This window comes from Mycolicibacterium sphagni (assembly GCF_002250655.1).
In the GTDB taxonomy this organism is placed as follows: domain Bacteria; phylum Actinomycetota; class Actinomycetes; order Mycobacteriales; family Mycobacteriaceae; genus Mycobacterium; species Mycobacterium sphagni.
Genome location: NZ_NOZR01000003.1, coordinates 167,546 through 186,043, shown reverse-complemented (window position 1 = coordinate 186,043; position 18,498 = coordinate 167,546). Strand labels below are relative to the sequence as shown.

20 protein-coding genes are annotated in these 18,498 nt (G+C 65.3%); 11 read left to right on the top strand and 9 right to left on the bottom strand.

Going from position 1 to position 18,498, the window contains the following annotated elements; genetic code table 11:
• Window positions 1-41: 41 nt before the first annotated feature.
• From CG716_RS04855 to CG716_RS30075, 3 genes are all read left to right on the top strand, one after another.
• A complete protein-coding gene (locus CG716_RS04855) occupies window positions 42-710 on the top strand; it encodes a GAF domain-containing protein (protein WP_165774026.1) in 669 nt (222 codons plus the stop codon).
• Between the two features lie 100 nt (window positions 711-810).
• On the top strand, window positions 811-2,295 hold the full coding sequence (locus CG716_RS04850; protein ID WP_094477005.1) for a sugar transferase: 1,485 nt from the start codon (window positions 811-813) through the stop codon (window positions 2,293-2,295).
• Window positions 2,296-2,411: 116 nt separating this feature from the next.
• Window positions 2,412-2,570 carry a hypothetical protein gene (locus CG716_RS30075; RefSeq protein ID WP_165774025.1) on the top strand — a complete coding sequence of 53 codons (159 nt, stop codon included), beginning with the start codon at window positions 2,412-2,414 and terminating at the stop codon, window positions 2,568-2,570.
• A 199-nt stretch (window positions 2,571-2,769) separates the two neighbouring features.
• Here CG716_RS30075 and CG716_RS04845 read toward each other — a convergent pair whose 3' ends face one another.
• Window positions 2,770-3,807 carry an oxygenase MpaB family protein gene (locus tag CG716_RS04845; protein ID WP_094477003.1) on the bottom strand — a complete coding sequence of 346 codons (1,038 nt, stop codon included), beginning with the start codon at window positions 3,805-3,807 and terminating at the stop codon, window positions 2,770-2,772.
• Between the two features lie 68 nt (window positions 3,808-3,875).
• On the opposite strand from CG716_RS04845, the gene CG716_RS04840 reads away from it, so the two are divergent.
• Entirely contained in the window at window positions 3,876-4,472 is a 597-nt protein-coding gene (locus CG716_RS04840) for a TetR/AcrR family transcriptional regulator (protein WP_094477001.1), read from the top strand.
• Here CG716_RS04840 and CG716_RS04835 read toward each other — a convergent pair.
• Together CG716_RS04835 and CG716_RS04830 are read right to left on the bottom strand one after the other, a co-directional pair.
• On the bottom strand, window positions 4,454-4,924 hold the full coding sequence (locus CG716_RS04835; protein ID WP_094476999.1) for a hypothetical protein: 471 nt from the start codon (window positions 4,922-4,924) through the stop codon (window positions 4,454-4,456). The genes CG716_RS04840 and CG716_RS04835 overlap by 19 nt on opposite strands.
• 323 nt (window positions 4,925-5,247) lie before the next feature.
• Window positions 5,248-5,691, bottom strand: coding sequence for a hypothetical protein (locus CG716_RS04830; protein ID WP_133066867.1), 444 nt, complete (start codon window positions 5,689-5,691; stop codon window positions 5,248-5,250).
• A 208-nt stretch (window positions 5,692-5,899) separates the two neighbouring features.
• On the opposite strand from CG716_RS04830, the gene CG716_RS04825 reads away from it, so the two are divergent.
• The 4 genes from CG716_RS04825 (at window position 5,900) to phoU (ending at window position 11,074) form a co-directional block, all read left to right on the top strand.
• Window positions 5,900-6,895 (top strand): acyl-ACP desaturase, encoded by a 996-nt coding sequence (locus tag CG716_RS04825; RefSeq protein WP_094476995.1) that lies wholly within the window; start codon window positions 5,900-5,902, stop codon window positions 6,893-6,895.
• A 26-nt stretch (window positions 6,896-6,921) separates the two neighbouring features.
• On the top strand, window positions 6,922-8,055 hold the full coding sequence (gene dusB / locus CG716_RS04820) for a tRNA dihydrouridine synthase DusB (RefSeq protein ID WP_094476993.1): 1,134 nt from the start codon (window positions 6,922-6,924) through the stop codon (window positions 8,053-8,055).
• A gap of 219 nt (window positions 8,056-8,274) precedes the next feature.
• Window positions 8,275-10,314, top strand: a complete 2,040-nt coding sequence (locus tag CG716_RS04815) for an LCP family protein (RefSeq protein WP_094476991.1) — start codon at window positions 8,275-8,277, stop codon at window positions 10,312-10,314.
• A 94-nt stretch (window positions 10,315-10,408) separates the two neighbouring features.
• The gene (gene phoU / locus CG716_RS04810; RefSeq protein ID WP_094476989.1) at window positions 10,409-11,074 is read left to right on the top strand and encodes a phosphate signaling complex protein PhoU; all 666 of its coding nucleotides are present in this window, start codon (window positions 10,409-10,411) and stop codon (window positions 11,072-11,074) included.
• A gap of 67 nt (window positions 11,075-11,141) precedes the next feature.
• Here phoU and pstB read toward each other — a convergent pair whose 3' ends face one another.
• The 6 genes from pstB to CG716_RS04780 all read right to left on the bottom strand — a co-directional run bounded on the left by pstB (window position 11,142) and on the right by CG716_RS04780 (window position 16,954).
• Window positions 11,142-11,918, bottom strand: coding sequence for a phosphate ABC transporter ATP-binding protein PstB (pstB, locus tag CG716_RS04805; protein ID WP_094476987.1), 777 nt, complete (start codon window positions 11,916-11,918; stop codon window positions 11,142-11,144).
• A 9-nt stretch (window positions 11,919-11,927) separates the two neighbouring features.
• Window positions 11,928-12,842, bottom strand: coding sequence for a phosphate ABC transporter permease PstA (pstA, locus tag CG716_RS04800; protein ID WP_094476985.1), 915 nt, complete (start codon window positions 12,840-12,842; stop codon window positions 11,928-11,930).
• Window positions 12,839-13,906: a phosphate ABC transporter permease subunit PstC gene (pstC, locus tag CG716_RS04795; RefSeq protein ID WP_094477362.1), complete on the bottom strand. Its 1,068-nt coding sequence runs from the start codon at window positions 13,904-13,906 to the stop codon at window positions 12,839-12,841. Before pstC ends, pstA begins: the two co-directional genes overlap by 4 nt.
• A 33-nt stretch (window positions 13,907-13,939) precedes the next feature.
• Window positions 13,940-15,067 carry a phosphate ABC transporter substrate-binding protein PstS gene (pstS, locus tag CG716_RS04790; protein WP_207760570.1) on the bottom strand — a complete coding sequence of 376 codons (1,128 nt, stop codon included), beginning with the start codon at window positions 15,065-15,067 and terminating at the stop codon, window positions 13,940-13,942.
• Window positions 15,068-15,218: 151 nt separating this feature from the next.
• On the bottom strand, window positions 15,219-16,151 hold the full coding sequence (mshD, locus tag CG716_RS04785) for a mycothiol synthase (protein ID WP_094476983.1): 933 nt from the start codon (window positions 16,149-16,151) through the stop codon (window positions 15,219-15,221).
• Window positions 16,148-16,954, bottom strand: coding sequence for a winged helix-turn-helix transcriptional regulator (locus CG716_RS04780; RefSeq protein ID WP_094477358.1), 807 nt, complete (start codon window positions 16,952-16,954; stop codon window positions 16,148-16,150). The genes mshD and CG716_RS04780 overlap by 4 nt, the downstream gene beginning before the upstream one ends.
• A gap of 189 nt (window positions 16,955-17,143) precedes the next feature.
• Between CG716_RS04780 and lmeA the strand changes: the two genes are divergently transcribed.
• The 3 genes from lmeA to CG716_RS31285 are packed head-to-tail and all read left to right on the top strand — an operon-like array spanning window position 17,144 to window position 18,497.
• Entirely contained in the window at window positions 17,144-17,959 is an 816-nt protein-coding gene (gene lmeA / locus CG716_RS04775) for a mannan chain length control protein LmeA (RefSeq protein WP_094477356.1), read from the top strand.
• Window positions 17,956-18,375: a TlpA family protein disulfide reductase gene (locus CG716_RS04770; protein WP_094476981.1), complete on the top strand. Its 420-nt coding sequence runs from the start codon at window positions 17,956-17,958 to the stop codon at window positions 18,373-18,375. Before lmeA ends, CG716_RS04770 begins: the two co-directional genes overlap by 4 nt.
• Before the next feature lie 20 nt (window positions 18,376-18,395).
• Complete coding sequence (locus CG716_RS31285; protein ID WP_410430862.1) at window positions 18,396-18,497, top strand: Ms5788A family Cys-rich leader peptide; 102 nt, start codon at window positions 18,396-18,398, stop codon at window positions 18,495-18,497.
• Window position 18,498: the final 1 nt, after the last annotated feature.

Here is an 18,498-nt window from a genome sequence, read left to right as displayed (position 1 = left end):
ACATGACCCGTCGCCGTCGGGGGTGCCCTATCGTGAACGGCATGAATGACGCGGCGCCGCAACCAGCGGACAGCGCCGAACACAGCGCGCGCCCCGGCGTCGACCGCACGACCGGACGACACGTGATCGCCCGCCTCGTCGGACCAGAACACGACCACACCGTGCAAGCGGTGGTCGACCTGTTGTCCGGCGAGCAGAGCGCTGTCGACGCAATCGTCGAAGACGCGGTGTCCGACCCCGAGCGCCTCGAGTCACTCGAAAAGCTCGGCACCTACGACGACCAACGCAACCCATCACTGGATCGCATCGCGGTCCTGACCGCCGAGGCGCTCGGCACCCCGATGGCAGCGGTGACCATCGTCTACCCCGATCGGCAGGTCCTCGCGGGATGCAACGCCGACGACGGCGTCATGCCTCGCGTCGGGCCGCTGGAGAACTCGGTCTGCAAGTTCACGGTGGCCAGCCGGGAACCACTGGTCGTCGATGACACCAGGGCCCACCCTCTGCTGGCGGACCATCCGGTGGTACGCAGCGGCGCGGTGTTGTCCTACGCCGGGATTCCCCTCCTCGACAGCAACGGCTTCGTGGCCGGGACGTTGTGCACATGGGATTCTCACCCGCGGCACTGGTCCAGCGGCCAGGTGCAGATCCTCCACGATCTCGCCGAAGTCGCCCGCCAGCGACTGCTCGACGATCCGCGAAACGCGTAGCACTTGCCAATGTTGGCCGACACGGGGGGTGACATGGCTCGACGGGTAGCAAAATCGGGTAGCGTCCGCCCTGTGATTCGGCGGGTTAAGTGAGCGGATCATGGCAATACGGATCCTTCACATCGAGAATTCACCGGCTTCCCCGGTAGGTGACGGCACCCTGCCCGCACGGCGGAAGACTTTTGGCGAGCGGGTTCGCACCGACCCATTGAGCACCATCATCACCGTCTCCATCGATGTCCTGTCAGCATCGGTGGCGACCCTTGTCGGCGTCCGGTGGGCGATATCCAGCAACGACCATCCCCCTGACCTCTGGCTGTCCATCCTCTACGTCCCTGTCGTGGTCATCATGCTTGGCCTGCGTGGCGTATACCGGCGGCGCCTGAACCGGGAATTCCTCGACGAGATCGGGCCCATCCAGACCACGGTGGCCCTCGCGTCGATGTTCTTGCTCAGCGCGATGCTCATGGTGCACCAGAGTGGTCGGCCGGGCGCCACGGTGCTCAAGATCTGGATCTCGGCCGCGGTGCTCATGCCGTTCGGCCGGCTGGTACGCGTCATCATTCAGCGGACCCTGCGGCGAAACCATCGCCTGGTGGCGCCAACCCTGATAGTCGGCAACGGCAGGGTGGCCGGACATATCATCACCCGCCTCGAGGAGTTCCCGGAGTACGGTCTCAAGCCGGTCGGAATCGTCGACGCCGAACCGTGGTTCGGACAACCCGGCGACCCCCGACCAGATCTCCCCTACCTGGGGCCACCGGAGAACATTGACCAGGCCATCCGGCTGACCGGCGCCCAAAACGTCGTCATCGCCTTCTCCCGGACACAGGACCAGGTGCTCACCCATGTAGTCCGGACTGCGCACCAGAACGGGCTGCGCGTCTGGGTCGTGCCGCGCATGTTCGACACCATCGGTGAGCGCGCACGTATCGAACACATCGGCGGAACGCCACTGCTTGCGCTGCCGCACACCAATCCGCGAGGCTGGCAGTTCGCGGTCAAGCACGTCTTCGACCGGGTGATGGCGGCCTTCCTTCTCTTACTGATCTCGCCGGTGTTCCTGACGTTGGTACTGCTCGTAAAACTGAGCTCGCCGGGGCCGATCTTCTTCAGCCAGCCCCGAGTCGGCCGTGACGGACGAGTCTTCGGGTGCCTCAAGTTCCGCTCGATGCGGGCGGCAGACTCAACTGACGCCGCATTCCAGCTGAAGACCGGCGCGGCACCGGGCGGCGTCGAGGGCGTCGACCGCCGCACCAAGATCGGCAAAATCCTGCGCGCCACCTCACTGGACGAACTGCCCCAGTTCATCAACGTCCTCAGGGGCGAGATGAGCCTCGTCGGCCCGCGTCCCGAGCGCCCCGAATTCGTGGAGCTGTTCGAGGCGCAGATCCAGCGGTACGGCGAGCGGCATCGAGTCCGAGCCGGTGTCACCGGCTGGGCCCAGGTACACGGGCTGCGCGGGCAGACGTCGATCGCCGATCGCGCCGAATGGGACAACTACTACATCGAGAACTGGTCGCTTGCTCTCGATCTGAAGATCCTCGCGCTGACCATTCCAGCGGTTCTGCGGCGCGCCGAATAAAACTTCGAGGACAACGCGGTTAGCTGTTGTGTGAGAAATACCCGGAGTGGGTACAGCTCAGCTAACGCTTCGGGGGGAGCGGGGAGTCCCGATTCACGCGCGTCACAGGAGTAGACATGAGTCACCCCTTGCTCACATCGACAGACGTCATTGGCCATGCGATCGCCGAACAGGTCCGGCGACTCGGGGGCAGCGACGAGGACATCGACAATATCGCGTTCGCCGCCTCGTATGCGGTGATGTGTTGGGGTTTCGCTGCCTCGCAAAGCATTTGACGCATACGTCATCCTGAGGGCTGGGCGACTCAGTTCGCCAGCCCCCTCAAGACCCACGCGCCCGGACTCCCCCGCCCTGCGCGAAGGCAACAACCCGCTCACGAGAACATTGCACTGGCAAGGATCGCAGACGCCGAAGGAGAGGTTGCTGCCGACGGGCAAACCGGCCCAACCCCCTCGCTCGATGTGCGATAGCCCGCTACGCCGACGGCGGGCTTTTCTGGGCCGGGCACGTCGCGCCCAGATAATGGATTCCCTTGTCGCGCTCCCCCACTGGGGGAAGATTGCGCGCCGGGGTGTGGATCAACGGAGTATCGACCGGGATCCGCCCGGTCGCCCGATCCCATCCGGCGCGGGCGCGTGGATGCATCCGGCGCCGCCGGGGTAACAACTTGAATGCCAGATTGACCGACCGGCCGAACAACCAGTGCAGCCGCGCATCCCACTTCGACCACGTGTAGCCCATCAAGTCACGCACCGGCTGGTCGTAGAGACCGACCGTCACCCATACCGCGAACGGACCGAGCACCTTGAGGTAGGCAGACCACACGAAATCCGGAATCCATTGCAGAGAAGGATGTTTCGGCATTGTCGACAGGTCGAGGACCTGGCGCGTGGCCCAATTGTTCTCCAGCACCTCACGGCACATGTGGTCCCAGTAGACCTGGAACTCTTCCCAGGTGGCAGGCACCGGCCGCATGCTCATGCCGTACATGCGATACCACGTGACATGCTCGTCGAACAGCTGGCGCTTCTGGTCCTCGGTGAGGCCGTCCCCGAAATACTCGGCAGTGAGCACAGTGCCCATGAAAAACGTTGAGTGCGCCCAATAAAAGACATCGGGGTTGAGCGCGCTGTACCGACGCCCTTGGGAGTCAACACCTTTGATCGGAATGTGATAGTCACGGACCTCGGCGCCGGTGATCGGCGCGCGGTCGCCGTCGAACACCACTCCGCCGATCGGGTATAGCGACCGCAGCAGGCGCGGCAGGCGCTCGTGAAAGAAGATCGAGTGTTGCTCGACCGCAGCACCGAGCTGGGGATGCATGTTCTGCATCGAGCCGGCCCACGGCCCTTGCAGCAGGCCACGCCAGTCGCCGAAGTACTTCCAGGTCAGGGAGTCCAGGCCGAGTACATCCGGCGGGGCGTCATATCCCCCAGCAGTCACCGGGCAACCAGGACCCGCTTGGGCGCCCTCGCTGGTGACCGGGCATGCCTCCGACGTATCTTGACTCAACTGGTGGCCTTCCTTGGCGCGGGAGACATTCTGACTACACGCGTTGTCACCATGAGCTTAGGAGCGATGTGACGTCGGGTCAACGACGGGGCCGCTGGTCAGGCGTCCCGCTGCCGGACCGCCAGGCGCTGCGCCGCGACGAGTTGATCGCCGCGGGGACCACCCTTTTGGGCGGCGCCGACGGTCCTGCGCTGACGGTTCGCGCGGCCTGCCGCCAGGCCGGCCTGACCGAACGGTATTTCTACGAGAGCTTCGGTGACCGCGACGAGTTCGTGCGGGCCGTGTACGACGACGTGTGCAACCGCGCCGTGACGACGCTGATGTCTGCCGGCACGCCGCGCGAGGCGGTCGAGAGATTCGTTGCGCTCATGGTCGACGATCCGGTGCGCGGGCGGGTGTTGTTGTTGGCGCCGCAGGTCGAAGCCGCGCTCGCCCGCTCCGGGGCCGACTGGATGCCGAGTTTCATCGAGCTGGTACAGAGCAAGCTGACCGCGATCAACGATCCGGTTCTGCAGAGAATGACAGCAACGGGGCTGATCGGTGCACTGACGGCGTTGTTCACCGCCTACTTGGACGGCCGACTGGCCGTGTCCCGCGAACCGTTCATCGACTACTGCGTCGACCTACTGCTGACCCTTGCGGCTAGTTACCCGCCGGCGACCTGACCGGCCACGCCCGGGACGTTGCCGGTCTGCTGCAGCTCCGAGGACTCGCTCTCGTTGGCCTGCGCCTGCTGTTCGGCGATCTTCTCCTCATAGCTGGTGCGGGCCTGGCGGCCCTCCGGGCTGGCCACCGAGTTTCCCGGGACACCCGCCGTCGCGAAGGCGTTGTTGCAGTTCAAGTACAGCAGGACGCGGCCACCCGGGTTCGTGCCGCTGGAGTCCAGGAAATCGGCATTCCGCGAACCGGTGACGAGGCACTGTTCGGTTGGCAGGAAGCTACCGACGCGGGTGGCGATGGTCGCCGACTGACCGGCGCCGCTGATCGCTTGCACGGCGTCCGCGTACGTCTGGCCCGTGTATTCGTTAGTCGCCGACGCGACGCCGGAACCCAGCATCGCGAACGATGCCGCCGCGGCGCCGAGAGCACCGATCCCAATGGCCAAATGCTTGTTCACGTCTGACGACCTCCGGACAATGTGCGTTGCCTGTGCATTTGCGTACGAAATGCTGGCGGCTATGGTGCGCAAATCGTACGTCAGGAGATCGGAACGTGCAGGGATCAGCGTCACGGCACCGAGCTGACCTCCGACAAGCCCCCGTTGAATCGCCGCTTGCCCAGCGCGGGGACGGTTCGCCGCAGCGTTGTGATTGCGTGGTTGGGCAATTCGCGGGGACGGCGTTGCTGCCGAGCAAACCCGCGGAGTGTGGGTGCGAGAGCTCTAGGCTTGCGAAGCTTCTACAGATCGAGACCGCAGCCCTGGAAGGTCATCGGGGCGATCTAGGAATTCGCCGCAAGATAATCGAGCACATCTTGCGAGCACTTACCCGGATACTTGTCACAAAGGGGCTTGCACCAGGTCTGACCGGCGCAATTCTTGGGATCCTGGTTGATCCACTCGATAGCCTTCAAATTGTGCTGCTCTTGCTTCCCCTGAGGCGACGCCGCCGAATTTCCGGGCTTGCCGGGTGCAGCGAGTGTGGTGCCGCAGAACAGGTCCAAGACGTACTCGGTTGTGTCCTTGGTCCCGCTGGAGTTCAGATAACCAGGCCTTCTACTACGCGTCACAATGCAATCGTCGGTCGCAACCTGATCACCAATGACGGTTCCGATCTCCGCTTTGCCGCCCCAGCTCTTGATGTCCTGGGAGGCCTTGGCATATGTCTCGCCTGAGAGATCGGGATCGCCGCTGCCCGTGGCGAGCCCTCCGCCCAGCAGACCCATTGCCAAAATCACGCTTGCGAGAACAAGAACCGTTCTCAAAACCACCAGCCCCCTGCCGCTACCGACACCCCTTGGAGTCGATCCCAATCGCTGCGAAGTCTATCGCGGGCCGCCCCAGCCGCGACATGCCCGTACGAGAAACTTGAATGTCACCGGAGTACACAGATATATTGCGTGCAACCACTAGGAACAGATAACTGGAGGGTTCATGTCGAAAGACCTGACCGACCTCGATCTCCTGCATCAGCTGGAACCGGTGGCGGAGAAACTTATCAACCGCCACCTCACGATGGCGAAGGACTGGAATCCCCACGACTACATCCCATGGTCGGACGGCAGGAACTATTACGCCCTCGGCGGCCAGGACTGGGATCCCGATCAGTCCAAGCTCTCCGAAGTCGCTCGCACCGCGATGGTGCAGAACCTCCTCACTGAGGACAACCTGCCCGCCTATCACCGCGAGATCGCGATGAACTTCTCCATGGACGGCCCCTGGGGCTACTGGGTCAACCGGTGGACCGCCGAAGAGAACCGACACGGTATCTCGATCCGCGATTACCTGGTGGTCACCCGCAACTGCGACCCGGTCGAGCTCGAGGAGCTGCGGATCGAGCAGATGACCCGCGGCTTCTCGCCCGGCCAGAACCAGCAGGGCGATCTGTTCGCTGAGAGACTGTTTGACTCCGTGATGTACGTCACCTTCCAGGAGCTGGCCACCCGGGTATCGCACCGTAATACCGGCAAGGCGTGCAGCGACCCGGTCGCCGAGCAGCTGCTGGCCAGGATCTCCAACGACGAGAACCTGCACATGATCTTCTACCGCGACGTCAGCGAGGCCGGCTTCGATGTGGCGCCCAACCAGGCGATGAAGTCGCTACACCGGGTGTTGCGCAACTTCAAGATGCCCGGGTACACCGTGCCGGACTTCCGGCGCAAGGCAGTCGTCATCGCCATGGGCGGCGTGTACGACCCCCGCATCCACCTCGATGACGTCGTGATGCCGGTGCTGAAGAAATGGCGCATTTTCGAGCGCGAGGACTTCACCGGCGAAGCCGCCCAGATGCGTGACGATTTGGCCGCGCTGCTCAAGGAACTCGAAGAGACCTGCGACAAGTTCGAAGAGGCGAAGATGCGCAAGCTCGAGCGCGACGCGAAGCTTGCCGAGAAGCGCAACGCCAAGGCTCTAGCCGGGGCGGCAACATAGTAGACACCGCACCGGCTGCCACCGGGCTGCGGATCGGGCCATTCGCCCTCCGTAGCCCGGTTGTCTTGGCGCCCATGGCCGGTGTCACCAACGTTGCGTTCCGCACGCTGTGCCGTGAATTGGAAGAGGCACGGGCTGGAACCGTGTCGGGGCTCTACGTCTGCGAGATGGTGACGGCCCGCGCCCTCGTCGAGCGTCATCCCGTCACCATGCACATGACGACATTCGCCCCGGAGGAATCGCCGCGTTCGTTGCAGCTTTACACCGTGGACCCGGCCACCACCTACGAGGCCGCCCGGATGATCGTCACCGAAGACCTCGCCGACCACATCGACATGAATTTCGGCTGCCCGGTGCCTAAGGTCACCCGCCGCGGCGGCGGGGCAGCCCTACCGTACAAGCGCCGCCTCTTCGGCCAGATCGTGGCCGCTGCCGTCCGCGCCACCGAGGGCACTTCGGTCCCGGTGACGGTCAAGTTCCGGATCGGGATCGACGACGAGCATCGCACTCATCTGGATGCCGGCCGGATCGCTGAGCAGGAGGGCGCCGCCGCGGTGGCCCTGCACGCCAGAACCGCCGCCCAGCGTTATTCAGGGACCGCCGACTGGGACGAGATCGGACGCCTCAAAGAGGCGGTGACGACGATTCCCGTGCTGGGCAATGGCGACATCTTCGAAGCCAACGATGCCCTGGCGATGATGGCGACGACCGGGTGTGACGGGGTCGTCATCGGCCGCGGGTGCCTGGGCCGGCCGTGGCTGTTCGCCGAGCTGTCGGCGGCGTTCACCGGCTCGCCCACGCCGACCCCGCCGACCTTGGGTGAAGTCACCGACATCGTCCGGCGTCACGGTGCGCTGCTGGCCGACCACTTCGGCGAAGACAAGGGCATGCGTGACATCCGCAAGCACGTCGCCTGGTACCTGCACGGGTTTCCCGCCGGAGCCGACATCAGGCGGGCGTTGGCACTGGTCAAGACGCTTTCTGAGCTAGACATGCTGCTCGGCCGCCTCGATCGGGACGTGCCGTTCCCGGACGCGGCGACCGGGCCGCGCGGGCGTCAGGGATCGGCGTCGTCGGTCACCCTGCCCGAGGGCTGGCTCGACGATCCGGACGACTGCACAGTGCCGGCAGGCGCCGATGTGATGAGCTCCGGAGGTTGAACCGAGACGGTCTCGACATCAGTGCGAGCTAGCGGCCACAGGGGTTGTCTCAGTACGATAGTGACCTTGTCGTGTAGGCCACTGAAGTGGCGGACCCCCGCCGAGTGCTGCTACAAGACATAAGACGGTTGAGACGGCCGCGCAAGGGCGCCCGGTCGTACCCGGATTTGCAGGCGCATCGCTGCGCAAGACCGCACCAGAGTCGGAGGCGACTGGAACATGAGTGATGGCGGCAACGCCACGCCCGGCCAGCACCGCGCCTCCGACGAGGGCGAGCGCGAGCGCGAGGCCAGGGCACCGCGATCGGCGGCCGGAGCCGCGCCGTGGGAGCGCGCCCACCGGGGAGCCCCGCACCGCTCACCGGACACCACTGCCCCGAGCGGTAATCACAGCGAGGGCGTGACCGTTGCCGACCTGATCGCCAAGATCTCCGGCTCCCCCTCTCCGGTCGAGCCCACGCGTCACCGCGCCGGACTCGAGCCCGAACCTGAACCCGAGCCCCAAGACGAGCCCCAGGACGCCGACCTCGTCGACCTGACGATCCCGATCCCGGTCATCACCGCGGCCTACGCGGACGAACTTCCCGATCTCGAGGCGCTCAACCGGGCCCGCAAGCCACTGGCCGCCGACCCCAACCCGGCCGTCCCGGCGTCGGCAGCGAGCCCCAAGAAAAAGAAGACCAGGGTCCTCAAGCCCGTCCTGGTGGCCGGCAGGTCCGCCGCGGCGCTGTTCGCGGTGTCGGCGCTGGTGCTCACGGGCGGCGCCTGGCACTGGCAGTCGACCAAGAACGAACTGCTGCGCAACGTCGCCGCGCTGGACCCGAATTCGCGCGACATCGTCGACCCCAACGCCCAGTTCGGTGACGAGAACTTCCTCATCGTGGGTGTCGACAGCCGGACCGGTGCCAACGGGGAGATGGGCGCGGGCACCACCGAGGACGCCGATGGGGCCCGCTCGGACACCGTCATGCTGGTCAACATCCCCGCCAACCGCAAGCGCGTTGCCGTGGTGTCCTTCCCCCGCGATCTCGCAATCACTCCGGCCTACTGCCAGGCTTGGGACTCCGACACCGGCAAATACGGCCCCGTGCAGGACAAAGCCACCGGCCAGATGAGTGACGACTACCGGTACACCGAGACGAAACTGAACTCGACGTACGCGTATGGCGGCCCCAAGTGCCTGGTCAAGGTCATCCAGAAGATGTCAGGCCTCTCGATCAACCACTTCATGGCGGTCGATTTCTCCGGGTTCGCCAAGATGGTCGACGCGGTCGGCGGGGTCGACGTGTGCAGCACCACCCCGCTGAAGGACTACGAGCTGGGCACGGTGCTCGCCAGCGCCGGACACCAGACGCTCGACGGCCGCACCGCGCTCAACTATGTCCGCGCCCGCCAGGTCACCACTGAGTTCAACGGCGACTACGGCCGAATCAAGCGCCAGCAGCTGTTCCTGTCCTCGCTGTTGCGCTCGATCATCTCCAAGGACACGTTGTTCAGCCTCAGCAAGCTGAACAACGTAGTGAACATGTTCATCGACGACACCTACGTCGACAACGTCCGAACGAAGGACCTCGTCGACCTCGGGCAGTCATTGCAGGGCGTCAACGCCGGACACATCACCTTCGTCACCGTGCCCACCACCGGAATCACCGATTCCGACGGCAACGAGCCACCTCGCACCGACGACATCCGAAAGTTGTTCGACGCGATCATCAACGACGACCCGCTGCCCGGCGAGAACGACACCAACGCGACGACGAGCCCTCTGACCGCGGCACAGAAGACGCCTCCGGCCGCCAAGCCAAGTCCGGTCGAGCAGCCGACCGAAACGACGCAGACCGAGCTGGTCAACGCGGTGACGACGGATCCGGGTGACATCACCGTGCGCGTCTCCAATTCCACCGGCCAGGACGGCCTGGGTGCGACGGCCGCAGCCGCGTTGCGCGAACACGGATTCCATGTTCTGGACCCCGACGACTACTCGGGCAGCGTCACCTCGACGAAGGTGATGTTCTCGGCGGGCAACGAACAGGCAGCCGCCACCGTCGCCGCGGCGTTCCCCTCCGCACAGATGGAGCGGATGGACGGACTGAAGAACACCGTGCAGGTCGTGCTCGGCCCCGACTTCAGCACCGTCGGTGCGCCCCCGCCAAGCGGATCGACGGTCAGCGTGCACGTCAGCCATAATTCCGCGAGCACGCCCACCCAGCTGCCCGAGGATCTCACGGTCACCAATGCCGCGGACGTCACCTGCGAGTAACCCCCGGCGTGGCAGCCGCGGTTTGTCTTCATTCACCGTTCGTTCACCCCGTCTGGGCATACTGGGCTGGCGTGCAGAAAGTAGGGTGAGTGCCATGCGGACCGCGTACCACGAGCAGCTAGATGCTCTGACCAACCAGCTGGCCGACATGTGTCGGCTGGCAGGTGTCGCGATGGAGCGCGCGACACAGTCGCTGCTTCAAGCCGACCTGGTTCTGGCCGAACAGGTCATCACCGACCACGAACAGATTTCGGCGGCCAGCGCCCGCGCAGAGGAAGCCGCCTTCGTGCTGCTGGCCCTGCAGGCGCCGGTGGCCGGCGATCTCCGGGCGATCGTCAGCTCGATCCAGATCGTCGCCGATGTCGACCGGATGGGAGCGCTGGCGCTGCACGTCGCCAAGATCGCGCGTCGTCGGCACCCGCAGCACGCGCTGCCGGAGGAAGTGAACGGTTACTTCGCCGAAATGGGCCGAGTCGCAGTCGAATTGGGCAACAGCGCCCGCGAGGTGCTGTTGTCACGGGATCCGGAGAAGGCTCGCCGGATCCGCGAGGAAGACGACGCGATGGACGACCTGCACCGGCATCTGTTCACCGTGCTCATGGACCGCGAGTGGAAGCATGGCGTGGCCGCCGCGGTGGACGTGACACTGCTGGGCCGGTTCTACGAGCGCTTCGCCGACCACGCTGTCGAGATCTCCCGGCGGGTGATCTTCCAGGTGACGGGCCGGCTGCCGGAAGAAGAGGAAATCGCGGCCTCCTGAGGCCCTGCCCGAAACCACGAAAAATCCGGTATCGCAACGCGATACCGGATTTTTCTGGTGTAGAGCCTTAGCCGAACCGGCCGGAGATGTAGTCCTCAGTGGCCTTCTGGCTGGGGTTGGAGAAGATTTTCTCGGTGTCGTCGATCTCGACCAAGCGTCCCGGCTTGCCGGTGGCCTCCAGGTTGAAGAACGCGGTCTGGTCGCTGACGCGCGCGGCCTGCTGCATGTTGTGCGTAACGATGACGATGGTGAACTCCTGCTTGAGTTCGCCGATCAGGTCCTCGATGGCCAGAGTGGAGATCGGGTCCAACGCCGAGCACGGCTCATCCATCAACAGCACGTCGGGCTGCACGGCGATGGCGCGGGCGATACACAGCCGCTGCTGCTGACCGCCGGAGAGGCCGCCACCGGGCTTCTCGAGCCGGTCCTTGACCTCGTTCCATAGGTTGGCACCCTTGAGCGAGCGCTCGCAGGTCTCGTCGAGGACCTTGCGATTGCGCACGCCCTGCAGTTTCAGGCCGGCTACCACGTTGTCACGAATCGACATGGTGGGGAACGGGTTCGGCCGCTGGAAAACCATGCCGATGGTCTTGCGCACACCCACCGGGTCAACCCCGGAGCCGTAGATGTCCTCACCGTCGAGTAAGACGGAACCCTCGACCCTGGCGCCCGGGATGACTTCATGCATGCGGTTCAGCGTGCGCAGCACCGTGGACTTGCCACAGCCAGACGGCCCGATGAACGCGGTCACGTTGCGCGGGGGCACCGCCAGCGAGACATCGGCGACGGCGTGGAATCCGCCGTAGTAAATGTTGACGTCTTTGAGATCAAGCCGCTTGGCCATCGAAGGCTCCTAAACCTTTTTCGGGGCAAAGAATTTGGCAATGAGGCGCGCACCAACATTGAGAACCGCGATCAGGACGATCAACGTCAGCGCCGCACCCCAGAGCCGGTCAGTGGGAACAGGATTGGCGCCCGCCCCGGCTGAAGTCTGGTCGTACATCATGCCGGGCAACGAGCCCATGAACCCGTTGAACATGTCGAAATTGATCGCCTGCGAGTACCCGACCAGGATCAGCAGCGGTGCCGTCTCCCCCATGACTCGAGCCAGCGCCAGCATGATGCCGGTGACGATGCCCGACAAGGCCGTCGGAATCACAATGCGGGCAATGGTTTTCCACTTCGGCACGCCGAGTGCGTAGCTCGCCTCGCGCAGATCCATCGGAACGATCCGCAGCATCTCCTCAGCGGAGCGCACGATCACCGGGATCATCAACAGCACCAGGGCCAATGACACCGCGAACCCGGAGCGCTGGAAGCCCAAGGTCGCGACCCACAGGGCGTAGATGAACAGCGCCGCGACGATGGACGGCACACCGGTGAGGATGTCCACCATGAACGTGGTGAGCTTGCCCAGCCTGGTGCCGCCGCCGTACTCGACCAGATAGATGCCGACGAACACGCCGACCGGGATGGAGATCAACGCGCAGAAAAGCCCTTGCAGCACAGTGCCGATCAGGGCGTGATAGACGCCGCCGCCGGCCGCGAAGGCCGTCATGCCGGCCTGTGAGTGCGACCACCAACCACTGTCCAGGACCGTGTCGAGCCCCTTGGTGATGACCGAATACAGCACCCAGATCAGCGGTACCACGGCGACCGCGACCGACAGCGTCACCAGAACAGTGGCGGTCGTGTTGGTCAGCTTGCGCCGGAGGCTGACCGCTTGGAACGCGGGCGCCTTGACCGGCTGGTCCAGGGTCGAGGTCATCGGGCACCCCTTCCGGCCACCGCGGCGCGGGCGGCCGAGTTGACCACGAACGTCAGGATGAACAGCACCAAGCCGGCGGCGATGTAGGCGCCCGCCTTGTACTGGTCGTTGAATTCCGAAGCAGCCGAGGCGATCTTGCTGGCGAAGGTGTAGCCGGCGTCGAATAGCGACCAGCCGAACGCCTTCTGAGTGCCGCGCAGGATGATCAGCAGCGCGATCGTCTCACCCAACGCTCGGCCGAGGCCGAGCATCGCGCCGCTGATGTAGCCGGACAGCCCGAACGGGAGCACCGTGGTCCTGACCACTTCCCATCGGGTCGCGCCCAGTGCCAGCGCCGCCTCGATCTGGCCACGCGGCGTCTGGACGAACACCTCGCGGCTGACGGCCGTGATGATCGGCAGGATCATCACCGCGAGCACGATCCCGGCCGTGAAGATCGTGCCGCCGCCGGCTACCGACGCATTGCCGGTGTCGAACAGGAAGATCCAGCTGAGGTTGGCGTTCAGCCACATCGCGAGCGGCTTGAGCACCGGCGCCAGCACGTACAGGCCCCACACGCCGTAGATGATCGACGGCACAGCGGCCAACAGATCCACCATGTAGCCCAGCGGGCCGGACACCCGGCGAGGTGCGTACTGCGTCAAGAAGATCGCGATACCCAACGCGACCGGCATCGCGAGGATCAGCGAGAACAGGGAGACGAACACCGTCACCTGCAGCAGATCCAGAATGCCGAACTTCATGTGGGCGGTATCGGTGGTGACCCAGTTGCCGCCGTAGGTGAAGAAGTTCGCGTCGTTACGCCCGAGCGCCGGTACTGCACGCCAGACGAGGAACAGGCCGATCGCGGCGATCAGCGCGATGATGAGAACGCCGGAACCCTCCGAGAGCCCGCGGAAAATCCGGTCGCCGATACGAACTTTGGCGTTTCCGGACGGGTTCGTCGGGGTCGCAGGCTTCTCCGGGAAGGGTGCGGCCACGACTTCTCCGGATCCAGCGTTCACTGGATTAGGTCCCGGCACGTCTTGGGTCACATCCACCCCATCGCTCACTGATCTCTCCATCGTCACCGCAATCGACCTGCCTCGCCAGCGCTGTTACTGAATTGCTTTGACGGAGGTCAGCAGACGCTGCTTGAACGAGTCCGGCAGCGGGACGTAACCGGCGGCCGGGAGCCCGGCCTGACCGTCGTTGGCGGCCACGGTCAGGAACGACTTGACCGCCGCCGAGGTGTCGGCGTCATAGCCCTTGGAGCACACGATCTCGTAGGTCGCCAGCATCAACGGGTAGGCGCCGGCGGCCTTGGTGGCGTACAGCGCGTTGAGGTCCAGCACCAGATCGTTGCCGCTGCCCGAGATCTTCGCGGAGTCGATCGCGGCCTTGGTGGTGTCGTCGGTCAGTGCGACGGGTCCACCGCCGTTGTCGATCTGGGCGACGGTCAGCTTGGCCTGGTCGGCGAAGCCCTTCTCGACGTAACCGATCGCGCCGGGGGTGGCCTGCACGGCCTGCACGACGCCGGAGGTCTTCTGCGCGCCCTCACCGGCGCCGCCCTGGAACTCCTTGCCCGCACCCTTGGTCCAGGTCTGCGGGGCAGCGGCGCCCAAGTACTTCTGGAAGTTGTCGGTGGTGCCCGAGGAATCCGAGCGGTAGATCGGGGTGATCTTCTGGTCCGGCAGCGAGGCACCACTGTTCAGCGCGGCGATCGCCGGGTCGTTCCAGTTGCTGATGGCACCGGTGAAGATCTTGGCGAGCACGTCAGCGTTGACCACGAGCTTGTCGACGCCGGGCAGGTTGTAGCCGAGCGCGACCGGGCCGAAGACCAGCGGCAGGTTCCACGCCGGGTTGCCACCGCAACGCTTGGCGGCCGGGTCGGTCTGATCCTTGGACAGCGCCGAGTCGGAGCCGGCGAAGTCGACCTGGCCGGCGATGAACTGGGTGACACCCGCGCCCGAGCCCGTCGGGTTGTAGGAGAGGTTCTTGCCCGGACACTTCTGGCCCCACACCTGGTTGAACACCGCGATGGCATTCTGCTGCGCGGTCGAGCCCTCGGCGGTCAGAGCATTCTTGCCACCGCAGTCAGCCGACGCGTTCGACGAGCCGGACGCATTCGTCGACGACGACGTTCCGGAGTTGTTGTCGCTACCGCAGGCGGTGAGCGTCAGGCCGGTGATGGCCGTTGCTGACACGGTCACGAAGAACGCCTTGCCAAACCTGTTCAGATTCACCTATCCCACTTTCTCCAGTGTTGCCCTGTTCGCCCCGGTGGGAGCGCATGCATCACCCGGGAAGTTAGGCGTTGGGAGTGGCCGGAACCCGCCCGGAATATGAACGGAGGGTGAACAGGTAGGTGAATGGGGCGTTGCGCACAGCCGCTAACTACCTGTGATTTTCACCAGCGTCAAGAGTCGCTGACAGGGATGGCCGGTAGGCGGTATCGACACTGGATACAGCAAATCCCAGACGCTCATAGGTTTTCACCGCTGAGACGTTGTCGGCTTCGACATAAAGCATGACTCCGGGGTCGTCGTCGGCATCCAGGCGCCGGGCCAGATATTCCAGGCCGGCCACGGTCAGGATCCGGCCCAGACCGCGCCCCTGGGCGGCGGGGTCCACACCGACGACATACACCTCGCCGAGCCCGGGCTCCTCGGCATGCACCTTCGTCCAGTGGAACCCGAGGAGAGCGCCGTTGTCGTCGCCGAAAGCCATGAAGAGGCCGTCGGGATCGAACCAGGCCTCGCCGCGGCGCTCGTCGAGGTCGGATTGACCCCAGCCGCCCTGCTCGGGATGCCACGAGAATGCGGCGTTGTTCACCCGCAGCAGTTCGGCGTCGTCAGACGGTCCGTCGTAGGTGCGGATGCGGATGCCCTCGGGCACCACGAGCGCGGGAACGTCGCGCAGTGTCCGGCGCATCTGCATCAGTTCCCGGACCGACGTCATCCCCAGAGCGTGGGCCACCGCCCGGGCCCCGGGCAGGGTGCCGTGCGCCCAAAACCGGACGGCGCCGTTGGCGGCATCGCTGGCGGCGCGCAGCAGCGCGGTCCCGATACCGCGACGGCGTGCGTGAGGGTCGACGACAAGCTCACCCATCGCGTCGTCACCGTCGCGCCCCGGCGTCAGATTGAGGTAGCCGAGCACGTTCCCGTTCTCAGCGACAACCACATGATCGGTGCGCTGGTGGGGCAGCTCGCGCAGTACCTGCTCGCCCACCGGCGCAACACCGTCGGATCGGGTGGCGGCGTCGATGACCGCCCGCACCTGCTCCTGCTCGACCGAGGTCAGGGCGGTGCGCCACTGCGGCGCCGTCACTGACTACGCAGTGGGTGGGACATGGAGCCCGACCGCACCGTGTTGTGCATCGAGTCCGAGATCGCGTCCTCACCGTCGTCGAAAACGTCGGCATCGTCCTCGGTGAACTCGGGCTCGGCCGCGGCAGGGCGCCCCCGGGCCGGGCGCACCGCCTTGTAGCCGACATTGCGGACGGTTCCGATCAGCGACTCGTATTCAGGGCCCAGCTTGGCGCGCAGCCGCCGCACGTGCACGTCGACGGTGCGGGTGCCGCCGAAGAAGTCGTAACCCCACACCTCCTGCAGTAATTGGGCGCGGGTGAACACCCGGCCAGCGTGCTGCGCGAGGTATTTGAGGAGTTCGAATTCTTTATAAGTCAGATCCAGCGGGCGACCACGTAGTCGTGCGGTGTACGTGCCCTCGTCGATGACGAGCTCGCCGAGGCTGACCTTCCCCGCGCTCTCCTGGCTGGCCATGCCGCCGCGCCGGCCGACGAGCAGCCGCAACCGGGCGTCGATCTCGGCAGGCCCGGTGCTGGGCAGCAGGATCTCATCGAGACCCCAGTCCATGTTGACCGCGACCAGGCCGCCTTCGTTGACGACGGCCACCACGGGGACCGACGTGCCGGTGGTGCCGAGCAGTCGGCACAGGCCGCGGGCCGCGGCCAGGTCGGTGCGCGCGTCGACGATCGCCACGTCCGCGGTGCCGGCTTCCAGCAGCGACGACACCTCGGTAGGCGCGGAGCGCACCGTGTGCGCCAGCAACGCCAGCGACGGCAGCACCGATTCCGGGTGCGGGTCGACTGTGAGAAGAAGCAGGTCCAACAGACTCTCCAATGCCCTGGATACTCATCGTCGACAGCGCCGTCGCGTTGACCCACCAGACTCATGGGCGACATATGGCCGTTACCCGACCATGGGTCATCTAACTTTAACCCGCTACCTGCTATTTAGCCGATCCGAACGGTTACTGCGGCAGTCACGAGGGTGCGCGGGGGTGGCTCCGCGGCAGCGGTGAGCCAGAATGTGCAGGTGCGGAAGCTGCTGATCGCCCTGAGTGCCGCGGTCGTCGCCGCGGTCGTCGGGGCCGTCGGCGCTGATTTCGGGGCAACGATCTACGCCGAATACCGGCTGGCCCGTACGGTCCGGACCGCCGCGGGCCTCTCGTTCGACCCGTCGGTGGCGATCCTGGGCTTTCCGTTCATCCGCCAGGCCGCCCGCCACCACTTCAACGAGATCGAGATCAAGGCCAACGGGGTGGACCACCAGGTGGTGGGCCGGGCGTCGCTGGAAGCAACCCTGCACAACATCGACCTGACCGACGCGTCGTGGCTGATCAGGCCGGACGCGGATCTGCCGGTGGGCAAGCTGGAGAGCCGCATCATCATCGACTCCGGGCACCTGGGCCGCTTCATGGGAATGAAGGACCTGATGGTGGAGGCCCCGTCGAAGGAGACCAACGACGCCACCGGAGGCACCACCGAGTCGGGCATCTCCGGCAGCAAGGGGCTGGTGTTCACCGGAACCCCGAAGAAAGCCGACTTCGACAAGCCGGTCAGCGTCACCGTTGACCTGTCGATCGCAGGCACGGACCAGACCACGCTCGTTTTCACGGCGACCGACATCCAGACCGGCCCCGGCACGGCCGACCAGGAGGTGCCCGACGACAAGAAGGCGGCCGTGCTGGCGGCATTCAGCGCCAAGCTGCCTGGCCAGAAACTCCCGTTCGGGGTGCGCCCCACCACCGAGGGAGCCCGCGGATCAGACATCATCATCGAAGGCATCACCGAAGGAGTAACCATCCGGCTCGATGGGTTCAAACAATCATGAGCACTGCATCCGTCACCGCGATCATCGCCATCGCCGCCGCTTTGGCAGTGGCGAGCATCGCCGGTGTGCTGCACAACCGGCGGTCGGGCGTCGTACGCGAAGCCGAACCGGCCGATGTCGACGTCAGCGACCTGGGACTTTCCCGGACCGGGCCGACGATCGTGCATTTCAGCGCAGCGTGGTGCGGACCCTGCGCGGGGGTGCGGCGAGTGGTGGACCAGGTCTGCGCCGATATACGTGACGTCGCCCACGTCGAGATCGATATGGATGCCAATCCGGCTGCCGCGCGCAGGCTTTCAGTGCTGTCATTGCCGACGACCTTCATTTTCGACGCCGACGGACGGCAGCGATACCGGGCTGCGGGGGTTCCCAAGGCCGCTGACCTGCGCTCAGCCCTCGAACCTCTGTTGGCCTGAGACCCCGGTGATTGGGTAACATGTCAGGCGTGTCAGCCCGCCTCGAGCTCGTGCTCATCAAGCGTCGCGCAGTCGATCTGTGCCGCGTCGCGGGTTGTTGCTGTTGTTGCTGTAGCTGCTGAG

Bases quoted from the DNA above. Each gene is read 5' to 3' on its own strand.
- CG716_RS04855 (WP_165774026.1), top strand. From the start codon at position 42: ATGAATGACGCGGCGCCGCAACCAGCGGACAGCGCCGAACACAGCGCG.
- CG716_RS04850 (WP_094477005.1), top strand. From the start codon at position 811: ATGGCAATACGGATCCTTCACATCGAGAATTCACCGGCTTCCCCGGTA.
- CG716_RS30075 (WP_165774025.1), top strand. From the start codon at position 2,412: ATGAGTCACCCCTTGCTCACATCGACAGACGTCATTGGCCATGCGATC.
- CG716_RS04830 (WP_133066867.1), bottom strand. From the start codon at position 5,691: ATGGGTCTGCTGGGCGGAGGGCTCGCCACGGGCAGCGGCGATCCCGAT.
- CG716_RS04825 (WP_094476995.1), top strand. From the start codon at position 5,900: ATGTCGAAAGACCTGACCGACCTCGATCTCCTGCATCAGCTGGAACCG.
- CG716_RS04815 (WP_094476991.1), top strand. From the start codon at position 8,275: ATGAGTGATGGCGGCAACGCCACGCCCGGCCAGCACCGCGCCTCCGAC.
- phoU (WP_094476989.1), top strand. From the start codon at position 10,409: ATGCGGACCGCGTACCACGAGCAGCTAGATGCTCTGACCAACCAGCTG.
- pstB (WP_094476987.1), bottom strand. From the start codon at position 11,918: ATGGCCAAGCGGCTTGATCTCAAAGACGTCAACATTTACTACGGCGGA.
- pstA (WP_094476985.1), bottom strand. From the start codon at position 12,842: ATGACCTCGACCCTGGACCAGCCGGTCAAGGCGCCCGCGTTCCAAGCG.
- pstC (WP_094477362.1), bottom strand. From the start codon at position 13,906: ATGGAGAGATCAGTGAGCGATGGGGTGGATGTGACCCAAGACGTGCCG.
- CG716_RS04770 (WP_094476981.1), top strand. From the start codon at position 17,956: ATGAGCACTGCATCCGTCACCGCGATCATCGCCATCGCCGCCGCTTTG.
- CG716_RS31285 (WP_410430862.1), top strand. From the start codon at position 18,396: ATGTCAGGCGTGTCAGCCCGCCTCGAGCTCGTGCTCATCAAGCGTCGC.